Annotated in this window: 10 protein-coding genes, 6 tRNA genes and 2 pseudogenes; 6 read left to right on the top strand and 12 right to left on the bottom strand. The window is 51.8% G+C overall.

The annotated features are described in order from the left end of the window. Window positions 1-226 precede the first annotated feature (226 nt). The 9 genes and pseudogenes from KI228_RS24345 to KI228_RS15695 all read right to left on the bottom strand — a co-directional run. A pseudogene (locus tag KI228_RS24345) lies at window positions 227-466 on the bottom strand (RHS repeat-associated core domain-containing protein); the annotation flags it as partial. A gap of 537 nt (window positions 467-1,003) precedes the next feature. Next, window positions 1,004-1,797: pseudogene (locus KI228_RS15730) on the bottom strand (RHS repeat-associated core domain-containing protein); the annotation flags it as partial. Window positions 1,798-1,854: 57 nt separating this feature from the next. Then, complete coding sequence (locus tag KI228_RS15725; RefSeq protein WP_224267555.1) at window positions 1,855-2,157, bottom strand: NTF2 fold immunity protein; 303 nt, start codon at window positions 2,155-2,157, stop codon at window positions 1,855-1,857. Window positions 2,158-2,166: 9 nt separating this feature from the next. After that, window positions 2,167-6,354: an RHS element core protein gene (locus KI228_RS15720; protein WP_141227620.1), complete on the bottom strand. Its 4,188-nt coding sequence runs from the start codon at window positions 6,352-6,354 to the stop codon at window positions 2,167-2,169. 71 nt (window positions 6,355-6,425) lie between these two features. Next, entirely contained in the window at window positions 6,426-8,540 is a 2,115-nt protein-coding gene (locus KI228_RS15715) for a type VI secretion system Vgr family protein (protein WP_061069808.1), read from the bottom strand. Between the two features lie 355 nt (window positions 8,541-8,895). Continuing rightward, window positions 8,896-8,971: transfer RNA gene (locus KI228_RS15710), tRNA-Lys, on the bottom strand. Between the two features lie 4 nt (window positions 8,972-8,975). Beyond that, a tRNA-Val gene (locus KI228_RS15705) sits at window positions 8,976-9,051 on the bottom strand. A gap of 41 nt (window positions 9,052-9,092) precedes the next feature. Then, a tRNA-Val gene (locus tag KI228_RS15700) sits at window positions 9,093-9,168 on the bottom strand. Between the two features lie 45 nt (window positions 9,169-9,213). Beyond that, a tRNA-Val gene (locus KI228_RS15695) sits at window positions 9,214-9,289 on the bottom strand. Between the two features lie 258 nt (window positions 9,290-9,547). On the opposite strand from KI228_RS15695, the gene gltX reads away from it, so the two are divergent. Continuing rightward, window positions 9,548-10,963, top strand: a complete 1,416-nt coding sequence (gene gltX, locus KI228_RS15690; protein WP_044258398.1) for a glutamate--tRNA ligase — start codon at window positions 9,548-9,550, stop codon at window positions 10,961-10,963. Window positions 10,964-11,016: 53 nt separating this feature from the next. Here the strand turns inward: gltX and KI228_RS15685 are convergent, their stop codons facing one another. Beyond that, on the bottom strand, window positions 11,017-11,409 hold the full coding sequence (locus KI228_RS15685; protein ID WP_044267768.1) for a MerR family transcriptional regulator: 393 nt from the start codon (window positions 11,407-11,409) through the stop codon (window positions 11,017-11,019). A gap of 1 nt (window position 11,410) precedes the next feature. Beyond that, a complete protein-coding gene (locus KI228_RS15680) occupies window positions 11,411-11,773 on the bottom strand; it encodes a MerR family transcriptional regulator (protein ID WP_042999923.1) in 363 nt (120 codons plus the stop codon). A 221-nt stretch (window positions 11,774-11,994) separates the two neighbouring features. Here KI228_RS15680 and KI228_RS15675 point away from each other — a divergent pair. The 3 genes from KI228_RS15675 to KI228_RS15665 all read left to right on the top strand — a co-directional run bounded on the left by KI228_RS15675 (window position 11,995) and on the right by KI228_RS15665 (window position 14,582). Beyond that, window positions 11,995-12,070 (top strand) — tRNA-Ala (locus tag KI228_RS15675). A gap of 40 nt (window positions 12,071-12,110) precedes the next feature. Then, window positions 12,111-12,186 (top strand) — tRNA-Ala (locus KI228_RS15670). A gap of 197 nt (window positions 12,187-12,383) precedes the next feature. Beyond that, window positions 12,384-14,582: an EAL domain-containing protein gene (locus tag KI228_RS15665; RefSeq protein ID WP_042999924.1), complete on the top strand. Its 2,199-nt coding sequence runs from the start codon at window positions 12,384-12,386 to the stop codon at window positions 14,580-14,582. A 42-nt stretch (window positions 14,583-14,624) separates the two neighbouring features. Here the strand turns inward: KI228_RS15665 and nupC are convergent, their stop codons facing one another. Then, complete coding sequence (gene nupC, locus KI228_RS15660) at window positions 14,625-15,827, bottom strand: nucleoside permease NupC (RefSeq protein ID WP_042999925.1); 1,203 nt, start codon at window positions 15,825-15,827, stop codon at window positions 14,625-14,627. Between the two features lie 271 nt (window positions 15,828-16,098). Between nupC and KI228_RS24625 the strand changes: the two genes are divergently transcribed. Continuing rightward, window positions 16,099-16,188, top strand: a complete 90-nt coding sequence (locus KI228_RS24625) for a hypothetical protein (protein WP_418219731.1) — start codon at window positions 16,099-16,101, stop codon at window positions 16,186-16,188. Next, window positions 16,169-17,407 carry an Nramp family divalent metal transporter gene (locus KI228_RS15655; RefSeq protein WP_042999926.1) on the top strand — a complete coding sequence of 413 codons (1,239 nt, stop codon included), beginning with the start codon at window positions 16,169-16,171 and terminating at the stop codon, window positions 17,405-17,407. The genes KI228_RS24625 and KI228_RS15655 overlap by 20 nt, the downstream gene beginning before the upstream one ends. Window positions 17,408-17,429 lie beyond the last annotated feature (22 nt).

Genomic DNA, 17,429 nt, shown 5'->3' with positions numbered 1-17,429 from the left:
TTTCGAAACTATAAACGTTCACATCCGAACCATCTTCAAATTGATATTTTAAAAAATTATTCAAATTAGCGTCACTTCCCGAGAAAGTACCACCACTTCCCGATGGTATTCCTTCGGGGGTCATATAAGATCCACCAGTATCATATAATAACTCGTTATCACCACTTCCCATATGCAAACCAACATGACCTATCCCATTATTATTAACAATAAAATCCAGGTTATTTAACCCATAGGGATCTATAACTAATACTGGATTCAGCGGATATTTATAAAGGTTCCACCCTCCCTGCAATCCAATCGGATCCTGCGTGATATACCTTCCCTGTGCAGGGTCGTAGTACCGGTGCCGATTATAGTACAGCCCCGTCTCTTCATCGTATTGTTGCTCCGGCAGGCGAATAAGCTATTCCAGGTTCTGCGGGTTATCTTTTAGCAATAGGTTCCCACGCTCATCAAATTCTGCGAACGAATGATTAGCTGCACTTCCCTATAGGCGCAGTGGAGTTTTTTACTAACTTAACTCTGCCAGGCCAATTTGAACAATCAGCCTGGACTTTCTTTATCCTCATTTCTTACTTTTCGAATGTCGAAGTTTTCTTACTATTAGTGAGCATCCTCCTCCAATCCCACCTAAAGCAGCGCCAGTTGATATGCCTTCAAGAAGCAAAATATAGTCATTTGGTCCTACGCCTGAAAGTAAAAAAGTATACATAACACCTAAAGCTACGACTAATGAAGAATGAAATATACTTTTTTTTGTATTAAATGGCCAGCAATGCAACCACACCAAAATAACATGGAGTAAGCTATTGCATTTGAAATTTTTATTAGCCAGATGTTTTGGAAAGAATCATTAAAAATATACCACATAATAATTCTAAAAGAGTTCCTCATAAATGCAATTAGATTTATACATATGATATAAGAAAGTGTCAATCCTATTCGTGATGGCAATTCAGAAATCTTGTTTATATATTTATTCATTATGGTTTTACTCAGTCTATCCGCATAATTTATTCCCTAACTCTGGGGTCGCAACTGTATCCATGAAGCATTCATAACCATTTTTTGAACCGCACGTTAATGCCCTTGAATGAGCTTTTACGAGATTCTCAATGCAATCTGCAGCGGTGTTTACAGGAGCTGATTTACTTCCAATATTTTCGCTAGGGTCAGGTATCCCTTTCCCTGCTTCAATTTCATTCAACGGAAACAAACCGGTTTGAAAAACTTTTGCAGCAACAGACTTTGTGTTATCAAATTGATCCTTACACATTGCATACACATTTATATAATTAGTCCCGAGATGATTACTTCCTTTAACCACATTCCATTCGGAAAATTCCCATTCGGATATAGGTTTTGCAATTGGACCTTCGGCTTCACCTGCTGCATGATTATAAGCCTCTTTCATACCTGGCTGGCTGAGCCAATTGCCTAATCCATCCCAGCCAGATAACCCTAAAGGATCTATTATTTGTATCGGATCCAGCGGATATTGATACAAATTCCAACCTCCCATTAATCCAATCGGATCCTGCGTGATATATCTTCCCTGCTCAGGGTCGTAATACCGGTGCCGGTTATAGTACAACCCCGTTTCTTTATCCCATTGCTGTCCCGGCAGACGGATGAGCTGTTCCAGGTTATGCGGGTTATCTTCCCGCAGCACATTTCCCATTCGTCAAACTCTGCGCGCCACGCAACCCGTCCGTTAATGTCAATCAGCACCAGCGGCAGCCCCCGGTGGTCGCAGTGGTACAGGTGGATTTTTCTCTCCGGTATATATTCCGGTTCTATTCGGGTTAAGAGATACACCCTAGTAAAATATTCGAATATATGCACAGTAGATTATTTTGTGTGTATTACATTTAACACCTGACCATCTTTTTTCGCTATTAGTATTGTAAAATTCCCCCCTAACGTCTCCGGTTGTTTTCCCTCTATCTTCCAATAAGCATTGTCATCTGTGATACTATATGGCTTTTGAAATTCCGCCTTTTCTTTTCCATATATATATTTAACATAAACATATGATAGTTCCAAAGCCATTTCACGGCTATTTACTAAAAAATCCACTGAATTTTCTCTTCCAAATGCTGAGTGTGATATTGCAAACAATATCCAAGCAAGTGATATAAATGAGTTCTTCACGGTTTACACCTACCGAATATCAAAAGTTGTGGGTAAAGCATTAGATTCAGAATATATAATATTTTCACCGTCGGAATCCATTTTTCCAAAACGCCCTTCTGGTGTACCTAAATACCCATTAAGGGCATGTTTTTTAGAATAGTTAATGTCCGCAGGAGAAAATTCTTCGTTTTTATAGTGCCGATTATATGCACCATGAGTATGATAGGCTCCCGTGGATGCTGAACCAGCAGGACATGGGCTACTCAGTGAGTTAGAACTGGAATCCGTACCCTCCTTAGGTTTCGTGGAAAAATATTCCCCTTTATTATCCTTACATATCATACCTGCATATTCCCTATTATTTACTATTGATAATCCATTTATTTTCTTTAGTGCTTCAAAAGCAGCGGTTTCTTGATTATCAAATTTCTCTGGCCCGATAAAAGGTGAAAACAACTGACATATTCCTTCTGTACATGCTCCCGACTTTGCATCACTCCACGCAGATAATCCTAATGGATCTATTTTGGACAAAGGATTCAGCGGATACGTGTAAGGATTCCATCCCCCCATCAACCCTATCGGATCCTGCGTGATATATCTTCCCTGTGCTGGGTCGTAATACCGGTGCCGGTTATAGTACAGTCCGGTCTCTTTATCCCACTGCTGCCCCGGCAGACGGATGAGCTGTTCCAGGTTATGCGGGTTATCTTCCCGCAGCACATTCCCCCATTCATCAAACTCTGCGCGCCATGCAATGGCCCCGTTAACGTCAATCAGTGCCAGCGGCAGGCCCCGGTGGTCGCAGTGGTACAGGTGGATTTTGCGTTCCGGCGTGTATTCCGGCTCCAGCTGATTTTTCATCTGTTCCGGCGTCAGCCCGCACTGTGTCAGCCACTGTTGATTTGCTTCGCTGAGTTCCCCGCGCCGTAGTTCCGCTTCCAGATTATCCACCCTCGCCACCAGTTCCGGCGGGAAGGTCACGTTTGCTTCCTGTTGAAATTTCTCCGCCAGCGTGCGGCGGATGGCTCTGGTCAGTTCTCCGGTTGCCGTTTCAATACGGATGAGCGGCGTGAAGCTCCCCGGCAGGTACACCGTCTGGATGCGTGTTTTGTCCGTCTGCGTGGTGGTCAGCCGGTTGCCATCCCAGGCGTACCACACGGTTTCCTGCAGTGCCGGCTGTGAACACGAGCCATCGTGAAATACCGTACATGCCCACACCCGTTTGCTGACGCGGCGGCCCGGCGGGTCGTAAAGATAACGGCTTTCCGTCAGCACGTTGCCCTGTTGCATCCGGCGGTAGTGCGTCAGCCGGTGCTGGTTATCATAGCGGTAATGATGCACGACGCTGCCGTGCGGGCGTATCCGGCGCTCGTCTTTCTCTGTCAGCCTGCCGTGTTCGTCATAATGATAAAAGTTCTCCACATCCTGGGTGATGCGGTTATCCGGGAAGCGTTCCGGCAGCATCGGGTATTTATCCTGCTGCGCTGTCCGGTTGCCCGCCGGGTCGGTGAACGTCCACTGCGCCAGGTCGTGGTGGGGCGATGTGATATGTGTACAGAGCAACCTTCCGGCGTCGCCGTACTGATAATCCCGCTGCTCATGCTGCCCGCGGATGCGGACCAGCTGCCCGCCGCTGTTCCAGGTGTAGTCGCGGTTAAGCTGAAGAATGCTGAGGTGATGGCGCTGTAGCTGACCGGCCGGGGTGTATACCGTGGTCAGGTCGTATTCGCCGAAGCGGCGCTGCGTTTCCCGGTGCAGGCGGTCGCGGGTGAACTCAACCAGCGGCGTGTCGCCGGGCTTCATGCCGGTCAGATAACCGCTGCCGTAAGTGAGCCATTCTACCGGGGGAAGGGCGTCCGGTGTCACGCGGTCCGGCAGTCCCTTATCGCTGTAATCGTGCCGGGTTTCGTGCTGCCACAGCAGCTCTCCCGTTTCGGGATGCTGCACTGTCTGGCGTTCAAGGTTCATCCGTCCCTGTTTATCGTACTCATACTGCACGGCGACGCGGTGGCCGTCGCTGAGATGGCTGACTTCGGCCAGCCAGCCGTGCTCGTTGTACTGCCAGCGTTCTGCCTCCTCGTCATTCACCGTTCGGTATGTCAGCCGGTCTGACGCATCGTAATGCCAGAGGGTGACGAGGCTTTCGTCCTCACTGCGGATAAGCTGCCCGGTAATACCGTACTGATAACGCTGCGTCCTGCCGTCAAAGCCCGTTTCCTGCACCAGCCTGTCCAGCACATCATAAGTGAAAGTGGTGTGGCTGCCGTTTTCGTTGGTCAGTTGCGTCACACGGCCTGCGGCATCGTAGGTCATCTGCCGGGTCAGGCCGCCAGTGGTGGTGCTCACCGGGTGTCCAGCGGCATCATACTCTGTGGTCTGCCTGCTGCCGTCCGGGTGGAGCACGACCATCAGGTCGCCCGCGATGCTGTACTCATAGCGGGTTTCGTGGCCCTGTGCATTTTTCTGGCTGACCAGTCTGCCCCGGTCATCGTAAGCACGGTACTGGCTGAGGCCTTCTTCCTGATGAAGGGCAGTGACCTGACCGAAGCGGTCATATTCGTAACGGGTCTGGTAGCCTGAGCAGTCGGTGAAGCTCAGCAACTGCCCGTAGCGGCTCCACGTCATCTGTTTCCGGCTGCCGGTGGCATCTTCGGTGGCGGACGGGTATTCGCTGTGCGGGTTGTCATAAAACCAGCGGGTGGTGCTGCCGTCGCGCAGGGTGTCGGCGATGAGTCTGCCCTGAATGTCGTATTCCTGCCGGCTTTGCAGGCCGTCCGGGTATACGGTGTCCGTCAACTGGCGCTGGCTGTTGTAATAAAATTCAGTACGCCTGCCGTCTGGCGCGACGATTTCTTTTAACTGGCCGGAGCCGGGACTCAGGCGGTATTCCGTCTTGCGGCCCGCCGCATCGGTCTGTGCAATAAGTCTCCCTGCCGGGTCGTATTCACTGTGAATGGCGCTGCCATCGGAGCGTTCCTGTTTCACTACCCGCTTCAGCCCGCCTTCGCCTTCGGTGTAAAGCACCTCCCGGCGGTTCAGGCTGTCGGTGATGGTGACGGCATTTTTCTCATATTCATACGTGTAGCTCAGCCCGGCCGGGTTATGCTGCGCCACCACACGACCGGCCGCATCATAGCGGTAGGTGGTCCGGGGCCGTCCGGCGTACTGGTGCGCCGTCATGCGTCCCGGATGTTTATCGTCATAATTGAAGCCCCGCACCGGCGTATCGCTGCGGTCATACACCGCCGACAGCTCGCCGCGCGAGGTGTACGCATAGCGGACCTGTGGCAGTACGGGAAGATTTTCCGGGTATTCCGGGTCGTGGGTCAGCCACACGGCCTCAAGACGAATACCGCGGTCTGCGCCGTAGCCGGTGACCGGCATCGTCTGCGGGTATTCCGGCGCCCTGACGCCGGAGGAGACCGCCTGTTTACGCGCCGCCTCCGCCCGCTGTGCCTGCGTGGTCAGTACCAGCCGGAAGCGGCGGCCTGCGCCGTCGGTCACGGCGGTGATATTCCCGGTAAATTCCCCGTCGGCGTCCCGGTGAAAGGTTTGTGTGCGCCCGAAACGGTCAGCCAGCCCGGTCAGCACCCGGTACGGCGGCAGCGGGGCGGGCAGCGCCTCATCCGCTCCCGGTACGCGCTCAGACCAGCCGAGTATCCACCACGGCCCCTGTGCGCTGCTGGTCGCCAGATAGACATGTGGACTGGTGCGGATGTCTTCCGGCAACGACTGCCAGAGTATGTGCAGCGGATTGCTTTCATGCAGCGCCGGAACGCCGCCCCGCGCCAGCCAGAGCGACTCGCTGCGGCTGAAGGCCGTTTCACCGGGAAACAGCGGGTCAAAGTGAATACTGCGTCCGCCATTGTCGTTGAGTATCAGTTCCTCATTGCGAAGCTGTAAGCGGATGTCGAAAGGGGCTTTCCAGCCGGGGCCAAAAATACCCACCGGTGCAGGCGTTTTCGTCCGGTAGCTGTTGTAAGTCCTCGAGAGCACAAACGGCAACGGACCCGGCAGGGCGAAATCGGTTTCACCGGGCTGCACCTTTGCACCCAGCAACGGATTGACCGGGTTACCGGAAGTCATCCCTCCCGGGCAGACCGAGCAGGCCACGCCGGTAGGTGCGCCAATCATCACACCCGCAGAGCCCTGGATTATCGGGCCACCCTTCATGGTGCCGTCGCCCTGACGCGCCGCCGGTTTTCCGCTCATAGACAAATCCTTCTGATAATGCTGAATTTACTGTTATCGTTTTACATAAACGCAAATGCGCAGCCGTTGACTCAGTACTTACGCATATCCGGCGGCTGACTGCTGCTTTCTTCCGGCACCTTCGGCGGGTCTTCCGCTGCGCCGCAGTTCCAGTTAATCATCAGCGCGTCGCCACTGAGTGTTTGCACGCCCTGAAGATTAATAGCCGTGCCGTTAAGGAAGATTTTGCCGTCCTGCGTCAGCACCAGGCGCGCCTGTCCACAACGCAACTCCAGATGTTCTCCGGCAGAGTACACCGCCACCTTTCCGGCGCTTTCTGTCCGGGTTTTGCCTACCGTGAAGCTGACGTTTTCCCCCACGCTGACGTCATACCCTTTGCCAACCAGCAGGGATTTCTGAATACCGACCTGTGAGGACTGCATCAGCGCCACCGAGGTGTTCATCACTCCACCCACCGTAGTCTGGTATGCCACCCCCACGCTCAGGGCGCGGACAATCCCCACCGTTTCCGCCTGATTCATGCCCACGGTGACACTCTGATTCTGGCCCACGGTCTCTTTCTGGTTCTGCAACACTGTCTGTATCTGGTTTTGCTTCACGGTGATAAGCTGATTACCGCCGATCGTTTCCCGGTGGTTTGCCGTCACGTCAGTGGTACGGTTATTCAGTACATCGGTGTCCATGTCTTTCTGCGCATGGATATACACCTGCTCCTGCCCGGTCGCATCCTCAAAACGCAGTTCATTAAACCCGCCGCCCTTATAGGTTTTTGAGCGAATGGTCATCTGTGTTTTCGTGCCGGGCAGGCTGCCGGGGGAGCGGTTATCGTCGTGATAGGTACGCCCCATAATGATGGGCTGGTCTGGGTCGCCATTGAGGAAGTCCACGATGACCTCCTGACCCACGCGCGGAATGGCCAGATTGCCGAACCCGGCACCCGCCCACGCCTGCGACACCCGTATCCAGCAGGAACTATCCTCATTGCTTTTATGATAACGGTCCCAGTGAAAGCGCACCCGCACACGACCATGCTCATCGCAGAAGATTTCTTCGCCCGACGGCCCAGTGACAATGGCATTTTGTGGACCATCCACTTTTGGCTTTATCAACGGCTGCGGTCGCCAGGTTCTGTCGGCGGGGATCACTTCAAACTGATTATTCAGCGTGGTGCCCATACCCTGTCCGCCTTTCATCGCCTGTGGCTGTTTTCCCGTCAGAACGCTGCTGACAACCTGCCATTTTTGGTTAAGCGTGTTTACCGGATGCCCGGTAAGTGAGAAGGTTGTGCCCGGCCACAGTAGGGGAGAGTTGCTGATACAGGCGGCGGTTTCCGCATTGTTACGCCAGCCCTCTATCTGGTAGCGGGCGAAATCCTGCCCGTGTTGTTCATCCTTAAAACGCCCCGGCCAGTCAAAGACTTCATACTGCTTCCTCTGTCCGTTCAGATTTTCACCAGAATGTCCGTAATACCCGGGCCACTTCGGCATTTTAAAGGTGTAGTCCTGAGTTTCTACGGAATAGGGGCGGATTTGAGCCTGGTAACTGAAGGTACTGACACTCGGAATGGTAATTTCTAATGAACAGTTTGGATTGAATGGCAGTTCACCGGCATCGGATAATCCGGCAACGTTATCGCATAGTGTCAGTGTCTGCGCCGGGCTGTCAGCAGCAAAACGATCAAAAAAGAAAATACCTTCCTCTGACCACAGCCTGGTAAGAAACGTAAGGTCCGTCTCACCATACTGAACGCAGAATTCTCGCGCCGGGTGGTCTTCATAAAACCAGGGCTTCCAGTCAGTAATGCCGTTCTCCTCCAGCAGGGTGGCGGAAATGGTCTGAATGTCCTGTTGCTGGAAGATGCGAAAATTCTGGCGCAGACCGCTGCGCCAGAGGGGAGGAGTGATGGTTAGGCTGTAGCACATCTGCCAGCCGTTGTACTCTTTCATCCCAAACCGGGTAACGATACCGCTGACATAGCGCTGAGGAGTATTGCCCTGCCAGATAGTCAGGGTGGCATTTTTCTCCAGTAGCTTTTCTGCGGTCTCTCCGAAAGAATCGCTGGCAACATCAATATCCAGCACAAACGGAAATGAGTGGCGCTGCCTTAACACAAAATTCACCACGGCGAAGGTTTTTTGCCCCAGCCCGGCCACGTCCAGCGTAAAACGCAGTCCTTTCAAAGACACAACGACCTCCCCTGATGCAGATAAAAGTATCCTGCGGGAACCGATAGTGCGGCGGAGGATAAAGCGAACCTGACGACACAATACCGAACAGAATAATAACTACTGTTATTGTATGAAACGGAATACTCTCTTTCGGGGCTGTTTTTTTTGATGGATATCAATGGAATGGACAGACGGGGAAAGTATTTTCCCGAAACGGGCTATATTTTGCGCTATTTATTTTTATTCTGAATTTATATTATTTTTAATATTTACAGCGTGCTTGATTTGGCATGAAATTCCCCAGACTCGGTACAGGCTCGAATCTGACAAACAGTACATAGCAAAAAGGCGCCTTTAGGGCGCCTTTCTACATTGGTGGGTCGTGCAGGATTCGAACCTGCGACCAATTGATTAAAAGTCAACTGCTCTACCAACTGAGCTAACGACCCGAAGTGGTGGGTGATGACGGGATCGAACCGCCGACCCCCTCCTTGTAAGGGAGGTGCTCTCCCAGCTGAGCTAATCACCCACTTCGGTACTTCACAATAAGAAATTTAGCTGGCGAGAAAGTGGTGGGTGATGACGGGATCGAACCGCCGACCCCCTCCTTGTAAGGGAGGTGCTCTCCCAGCTGAGCTAATCACCCACTTCTCAATTTCTTATCTACACGGCGGAGACTACATAAAGTAGTTGGTGGGTGATGACGGGATCGAACCGCCGACCCCCTCCTTGTAAGGGAGGTGCTCTCCCAGCTGAGCTAATCACCCCCGCTGTGTGGAGTCGCATTATAGGGAGAGTTGAAAATGAGTCAACGCATTTTCTAAAGAAATTGTTTGTTCGTCGTAATTTTAAGCAAAACGATCGTGAAACGGTCTCTGGCGCATGATTTCTAAACAAAAAGGGTTCTGTACGGCGTTTACCCGGTAACAACATTGAGGATTTACTTCACAGTGATAGAATATCGGCCATTCCATTTTTCCCGGATTTGCCGGTTGTCGGCATCTTTATAAACGTAAGGCCATTTCATGAAAATCAAAACTCGCTTCGCGCCAAGCCCGACAGGCTATCTGCACGTCGGTGGTGCGCGTACTGCTCTCTATTCCTGGCTTTTTGCACGTAATCACGGCGGTGAGTTTGTGCTGCGTATTGAAGACACCGATCTCGAACGTTCCACGCCGGAAGCTATCGAAGCCATTATGGACGGTATGAACTGGCTGAGCCTGGAATGGGACGAAGGTCCGTACTTCCAGACTAAACGTTTCGATCGTTATAACGCAGTGATTGATGAGATGCTGGAAGCGGGCACGGCCTATAAATGTTACTGCTCCAAAGAACGCCTGGACGCACTGCGTGAAGAGCAGATGGCGAAGGGTGAAAAGCCGCGCTACGACGGTCGTTGCCGTCATGGTCATGAACATCACGCTGATGATGAGCCTTGCGTTGTCCGTTTTGCCAACCCGCAGGACGGCTCTGTCATTTTTGACGACCAGATCCGTGGCCCGATCGAATTCAGCAATCAGGAGCTGGACGATCTGATCATCCGCCGCACCGACGGTTCCCCAACCTATAACTTTTGTGTAGTGGTGGACGACTGGGATATGGAGATCACCCACGTCATTCGTGGTGAAGACCATATCAACAATACCCCGCGCCAGATCAACATTCTGAAAGCGCTGAACGCGCCGGTGCCGGTGTACGCCCACGTCTCTATGATCAACGGCGACGACGGTAAAAAACTGTCCAAACGTCACGGCGCGGTGAGTGTGATGCAGTATCGTGATGACGGCTATCTGCCGGAAGCGCTGCTGAACTACCTGGTGCGTTTGGGCTGGTCCAGCGGCGATCAGGAGATCTTCACCCGTGAAGAGATGATCAAGCTGTTCTCCCTTGGAGCGGTCAGCAAATCCGCCAGTGCGTTCAATACGGAAAAACTGCAGTGGCTGAACCATCACTACATTAACTCGCTGGCGCCGGAGTATGTGGCAACGCATCTGCAGTGGCACATCGAGCAGGAAAACATCGATACCCGTAACGGCCCGGAGTTGGCTGAACTGGTGAAACTGCTGGGCGAGCGTTGCAAAACACTGAAAGAGATGGCGCAGAGCTGCCGTTACTTCTACGAAGACTTTGCCGAGTTTGATGCCGATGCCGCGAAGAAACACCTGCGTCCGGTGGCGCGTCAGCCGCTGGAAGTGGTGCGTGACAAACTGGCAGCCATTACCGAGTGGACGGCTGAAAACGTGCATCACGCGATTCAGGCTACTGCTGATGAGCTGGAAGTGGGGATGGGTAAAGTCGGTATGCCGTTACGTGTGGCGGTAACCGGTGCGGGTCAGTCTCCTGGCTTAGACGTAACGGTGCACGCGATTGGAAAAACTCGCAGCATTGAGCGCATCAATAAAGCTCTGGCATTTATTGCGGAGCGTGAAGCGCAACAGTAAGCGATCGCCGCATTAATGAAACGGCAGGGGAGACTCTGCCGTTTTTCTTTGCATTACTCAGAATCGTTCAGACCCAGGCGTGTAAGGAAACCACGGATACCTTCACGTGAAAGGAATAGCGCTAACTTTTCCTGTTCCGCAGCGGACATATTTTCCACGGAATCAATGATTTGCCTATAGGCATGACTGCGTACGACGGGATTGTACTCGGCCAGCGGCTCTTCAGCCTGATAAAATGCAGAATGGTTACGAAACGCCGGGATGTTCAAAATAAACTCCCGCACGCGTGTATCGATATGAACGAGTCTTGCCCGACCACCTTTAACACCTGGAAATTTTTCCGTTTCCCATTTTTGTTCACGTATCCAACGATTCACGGTTTGCTTAGCGACACCGAGGCAATCTGCCAGTTCTTCGGTGGTCATTTTGCTGCGTAATCTTTTCATATTATTTGCTGTCGCGGATCCCTAAGCGTTGTAATAAACCGGTAATCCCTTCCCGCAGTAGCAAAGAGGTAAAGTGTTTTTGTTCGGCAGGCGTCATCTCTTTCACCAGCTTGATCAGGAGTGCTTCCAACGAGGCATCGCCAGGGGGTGAGAAGGTGTCAGACAATCCTTCCGCTGAGCGTTCTGCGCTGCGGATATATTCACGAACCTGTTCGTTAACATGCACCAGTCGCGCTTTACCGCCCTGAACGCCTGGTTTTGGTGATGTCGCCCAACCTTCTTTTCGCACCCATTTATTAATAGTCTGTCGGCTGTAACCCGTCAGATTCGCGAGTTCTTCTGGCGTCATCCGTTCCTTGAACATAACGATTCCCTGAATAGTCGTGTGGTTAATTAGTGGTTCATTTTATAGCACCATTTTAGTGGAAACCGTGACGTGTTTAACTACTGAATGCGAGTTGTTGCGCATTGTTCTTCATTTGTCTGCTTTTTCAGCGATTAGAATCGGCGCTTTCAATTTGCCGTTGACACATGCGAAGGGAATTCATATGATGCCGCCCGTCAACTCGACAAGCTTTACGTAATGGGGCTATAGCTCAGCTGGGAGAGCGCTTGCATGGCATGCAAGAGGTCAGCGGTTCGATCCCGCTTAGCTCCACCAAAAATTGAACCCAACAATTTTTGGTACGTAAACGCATCGTGGGGCTATAGCTCAGCTGGGAGAGCGCTTGCATGGCATGCAAGAGGTCAGCGGTTCGATCCCGCTTAGCTCCACCAAATTCAGAACCCTCGCTGCAAAGCGGGGGTTTTTTTATCTCTGCGCGCCTTTCATTTTTGTAATACAGTTTCTATTAAGCCAGAATCTGTGCTCACAAATTCGGTGGATTTATCTGGCGGGTATAGGTTTGCTTCGCGGTGCGAATAAACTTATCATTTATGTGACAAATAGTTCGTTCCGTGAGAGCAGTTAATTCATGCCACCCAAGCATAACCTGATAAATAATATAAGAATATTCGCTCTTGCGATCGTGCTCTCCATCGCAGCCATCCAGTTTTCACGTTTGATTTCCCCGCGGACCATAGTGGACTCCAGCGATATCTATCTTTCGTGGCTACCGCTGTGCGTGCTGCTGTCGATGCTGCTGCTGTTTGGTCGACGCGCTGTTCTGCCTATTGTGCTGGCGTTATACCTGACCAATCACTGGAATCTTCATCTGCCGTTTGCGCAAGGTATCGTGTTGCTCTTTTGTCAGATGTTTGCCGTACTAGGAACGAGCGCGCTTGTTCGCTGGCATATTGGACCGCGCTGGCGTTACGGCTTGCCCGATCGCAATATCTGGCGCAGGGTGATTTGGTTTGGCTTTGTGGCTCCTGTCGGGATGAAGATCAGCATGTATCTCGCCGGGCATTATCTCGACTTCCCGGTCGCGGTGTCGACATTCTTTGGTGCTGCGGCAGCCATCTTCACGATTGTCGATATTCTGAGTCTGATCTCGGCGGCGCTGATCTTCACCTTGCTGTTTTATTATCCGCTACGGATGATTGTGAATCCACGGTATGCCCGAACGTTCTGGCGCAGAGACATTGCCCCGTGTTTCGATAAAGAAAAGCGCTTATTTACCGTCAGTTGGCTGGCCTGTATTTCGGCCCTTCTTGTCATTATGTGTTCTCCCCTGGAGAGCGGATACATTGCAGGGTATCTGGTGCCGGTCTTCTTCATTATTTTTACCACCGGCGTGGGTAAACTCACCTATCCGTTTATTAATCTAAGCTGGGCGATTAGCACGCTGTTCTTGTTGACCTATAACCGCAATTTCTTACAAGGCGTGGGGTCGGAGTATTCGCTGGCGTTTATCCTGTCGGTTCTTGTTTCGTTCAGTATCTGCCTGATGTATATGATGCGCATCTTTCAGCGCAGTGAATGGCTTAATCGCCGCTGGCATATGCAAGCGCTTACCGACCCCTTAACTCGTTTACCGAATCTGCGTGCGCTGGAGCAGTTCCTGAAAAAAGAGTCAGGGCAGAGCGTCTGCTGTCTGCGACTGGAGAATCTGGAGTTTCTGAGCCGTCACTACGGCATGTTAATGCGCGTGCACAGCAAACGCACGGTGCACCGTATGCTGCAACCGTTGATGCTTGAGAATGAAAAAATCTTTCAGTTGCCGGGGAGTGAATTATTACTGGTGCTTAACGGGCCGGAAATGGACGCCCGTCTGCAACATATGCTCGACCTGTTGAACAGTCGTAAAATTTACTGGAACAACACCGGGCTGGACATGGGCTACGGCGCATCCTGGGGACAATGGGATGGGAAGCAGGAGACGCTGCAACCGCTGTTGGGTCAGTTAAGCTGGCTGGCGGAACAATCCTGCGCCAATCACCGGGTACTGGCGCTGACGCATAGCCAGGAAGTCGCGACGGGCCAGACGACCGAACGGGTGCTGCTGCTCAATAAAATTCGTAAAGCGCTCGATAACGGCGATCTCCTGCTTTATGCGCAGCCTATCCGCGACGCTCACGGCAAAGGGTACGACGAGATTCTTGCGCGGCTGAAAAGCGATGAAGGTATCATGACGCCGGATCAGTTCATCCCGCTGATCGCGCAATTTAACCTCAGCGCCCGTTTTGATTTGCAGGTGGTGGAAGCCTTGCTGAACTGGCTATCTGCGCATCCTTCTGGCGAGGCGGGACCGCTTTTCTCGGTGAATCTCATGCCGCTGACCCTGCTGCAAAAAGAGACGGCGCCGCGCATTATTCGCCTGTTCACCCGCTATGGTATCGCCCCGGAAACGGTGATCATTGAGATCACCGAAGAGCAGGCATTTTCCAATTCGGAAACCAGCATGCAGAACCTTGAACAGTTGCATAAATTCGGCTTCCGGATTGCGATTGACGATTTTGGTACCGGGTATGCCAATTACGAGCGCCTGAAGCGTTTGCAGGCTGACATCATCAAAATCGACGGCGTGTTTGTAAAAGATATTCTGACAGATTCACTGGACGCGATGATTGTGAAGTCGATAACCGATCTGGCAAAGGCGAAGTCGTTAAGCGTAGTGGCGGAATACGTGGAAACACCTGCGCAGCGGGAGCTGCTGTTAAGCCTGGGCGTGAACTACCTGCAAGGGTATCTGATTGGACGACCGAGGCCGTTAGGGGAATCACAGGTATAAAAAAACGGGGATGCGCTCCCCGTTTTTTGTGTCAGTGCTGTCTTACAGAACCAGTGCGGCGATAGAGGCAGACAAGACGCTCACCAGCGTAGAGCCGTAAACCAGTTTCAGACCGAAACGGGATACGACGTTACCTTGCTCTTCGTTCAGGCCTTTAATCGCGCCTGCGATGATACCGATAGAAGAGAAGTTGGCGAAGGAGACCAGGAATACAGAAAGGATACCTTCCGCGCGCGGAGAGAGCGTGGCGGCGATTTTCTGCAGATCCATCATTGCAACGAATTCGTTGGAAACCAGTTTGGTCGCCATGATACTGCCTACCTGCAACGCTTCGCTGGACGGCACACCCATCACCCAGGCAATCGGGTAGAAAATGTAGCCCAGGATGCCCTGGAAGGAGATGCTGTAGCCGAACCAACCGGTGACGGTGGCGAACAGGGCGTTCAGCGCGGCGATCAGGGCGATAAAGCCGATCAGCATGGCGGCAACGATAATCGCAACTTTAAAGCCCGCCAGAATGTATTCACCCAGCATTTCGAAGAAGCTCTGGCCTTCGTGCAGATTGGACATCTGGATGTTTTCTTCGCTGGCATCAACGCGGTACGGGTTGATCAGCGACAGCACGATAAATGTGCTGAACATGTTCAGAACCAGCGCCGCAACCACGTATTTAGGTTCCAGCATGGTCATGTACGCACCGACGATAGACATGGAAACGGTGGACATTGCTGTCGCGGCCATGGTGTACATACGGTTGCGGGACATTTTGCCGAGAATATCTTTATACGCGATAAAGTTCTCAGACTGACCGAGGATCAGCGAGCTGACGGCGTTGAAGGATTCCAGTTTGCCCATGCCGTTGACTTTGGATAACAGGAAACCAATGGCACGGATGATAATCGGCAACACGCGAATATGTTGCAGAATACCGATCAACGCTGAAATGAAGACGATAGGGCAGAGAACTTTCAGGAAGAAGAAGGCCAACCCTTTATCGTTCATGCTGCCAAAGACGAAGTTCGTCCCTTCATTGGCGAATCCGAGCAGTTTTTCAAACATTTCGGAGAAGCCTCTCACGAAGCCGAGGCCGACGTCAGAGTTCAGGAAGAACCACGCCAGTAACACTTCGATAACAAGCAGTTGAACGACATAACGAATGCGAATTTTTTTACGGTCACTGCTTACCAGCAATGCGAGGATCGCAACAACGGCAAGTGCCAGGACAAAATGAAGGACGCGGTCCATATTTGCTCCAAATATGAGGCAGGTTAAGTTTTCGTGCACATTCTATGCAACGTGTACAAAGAAAACGAGATCTAACACACACTATAATCAGGACCTGTGACGAGATTCAAAAATAGTGATCCGGCATACACTTCTGTTATGTCTAATGCGAAAGTAAATAGTTAAGTTATTGTGCTAATATAATAACAATTATTAAACATGCCACGCGCATTCCTGTACCCACACTTTTATCGTTCCCGCCTATTAGAGAAATCAAGGTTACCTTTTTTACATGCACTTGATAACCATTCTCATCAGGCATACTATAAAACATAGCAAAGGCTATGTTTCCGAGGCAGAAGATGACAAACGATCGCGTTGAGAGTAGCAGTGGAAGAGCAGCGCGCAAGTTAAGGCTCACATTAATGGGACCTGCGTTTGTCGCGGCTATCGGCTATATCGACCCGGGCAATTTTGCGACCAACATTCAGGCCGGTGCCAGCTTTGGTTATAAACTGTTGTGGGTCGTGGTCTGGGCAAACCTGATGGCGATGCTGATTCAGGTCTTGTCTGCGAAACTGGGTATTGCGACGGGTAAAAATCTGGCTGAACAAATTCGCGATCACTATCCGCGGCCGGTAGTCTGGTTCTATTGGGTGCAGGCGGAGATTATCGCGATGGCGACCGATCTCGCGGAATTCATCGGGGCGGCGATAGGATTCAAACTGATCCTCGGCGTTTCGTTATTGCAGGGGGCGGTGCTGACCGGGATCGCCACCTTTCTGATCCTGATGCTCCAGCGGCGTGGACAAAAACCGCTGGAAAAAGTGATCGGCGGCCTGCTGCTGTTTGTCGCCATGGCTTATATCGTTGAACTGATCTTTTCCCAGCCCAACTTTGCACAGTTGAGTAAAGGCATGATAATCCCTGACTTGCCCAACTCTGAAGCGGTATTTCTGGCCGCCGGGGTGCTGGGCGCTACCATCATGCCACATGTAATCTACCTGCACTCTTCGTTAACACAGCACCTGCATGGCGGCACGCGTCAGCAGCGCTATGCGGCGACAAAATGGGATGTAGCTATCGCCATGACCATTGCGGGGTTCGTCAATCTGGCGATGATGGCGACTGCCGCCGCCGCGTTTCACTTCAGTGGTCACACCGGTGTTGCCGATCTGGATCAGGCTTATCTGACGCTGGAGCCGTTATTAAGTCACGCGGCGGCAACGGTCTTCGGACTGAGCCTGGTGGCGGCGGGGTTGTCGTCAACGGTGGTTGGTACGCTGGCGGGGCAGGTCGTGATGCAGGGGTTTGTCCGCTTTCATATCCCCTTATGGGTGCGTCGTACCATCACCATGATGCCGTCCTTTATCGTGATTCTGATTGGCCTTGATCCGACGCGGATTCTGGTGATGAGCCAGGTGCTGTTAAGCTTTGGTATTGCACTGGCGCTGGTGCCGCTGCTGATATTTACCAGCGACAGCAAACTGATGGGCGATCTGGTGAATACCCGCTGGGTTAAACAGACTGGCTGGATGATTGTGGTGCTGGTGGTGGCGTTGAACCTGTGGTTGCTGGTCGGCACGGTGCTGGGGTTGTGATCTAACCCGCCGTGACACGCAA

The sequence above is a fragment of the Citrobacter amalonaticus genome, assembly GCF_018323885.1.
Taxonomy (GTDB): Bacteria; Pseudomonadota; Gammaproteobacteria; order Enterobacterales; family Enterobacteriaceae; genus Citrobacter_A; species Citrobacter_A amalonaticus.
This window is presented reverse-complemented; position numbering and strand designations above follow the sequence as displayed.

What these genes read in the sequence shown, in the direction of transcription:
- KI228_RS15665 (WP_042999924.1), top strand. Translation starts at nt 12,384, where the DNA reads ATGCCACCCAAGCATAACCTGATAAATAATATAAGAATATTCGCTCTT.
- KI228_RS15720 (WP_141227620.1), bottom strand. Translation starts at nt 6,354, where the DNA reads ATGAGCGGAAAACCGGCGGCGCGTCAGGGCGACGGCACCATGAAGGGT.
- KI228_RS24625 (WP_418219731.1), top strand. Translation starts at nt 16,099, where the DNA reads ATGCACTTGATAACCATTCTCATCAGGCATACTATAAAACATAGCAAA.
- gltX (WP_044258398.1), top strand. Translation starts at nt 9,548, where the DNA reads ATGAAAATCAAAACTCGCTTCGCGCCAAGCCCGACAGGCTATCTGCAC.
- nupC (WP_042999925.1), bottom strand. Translation starts at nt 15,827, where the DNA reads ATGGACCGCGTCCTTCATTTTGTCCTGGCACTTGCCGTTGTTGCGATC.
- KI228_RS15655 (WP_042999926.1), top strand. Translation starts at nt 16,169, where the DNA reads ATGACAAACGATCGCGTTGAGAGTAGCAGTGGAAGAGCAGCGCGCAAG.
- KI228_RS15685 (WP_044267768.1), bottom strand. Translation starts at nt 11,409, where the DNA reads ATGAAAAGATTACGCAGCAAAATGACCACCGAAGAACTGGCAGATTGC.
- KI228_RS15680 (WP_042999923.1), bottom strand. Translation starts at nt 11,773, where the DNA reads ATGTTCAAGGAACGGATGACGCCAGAAGAACTCGCGAATCTGACGGGT.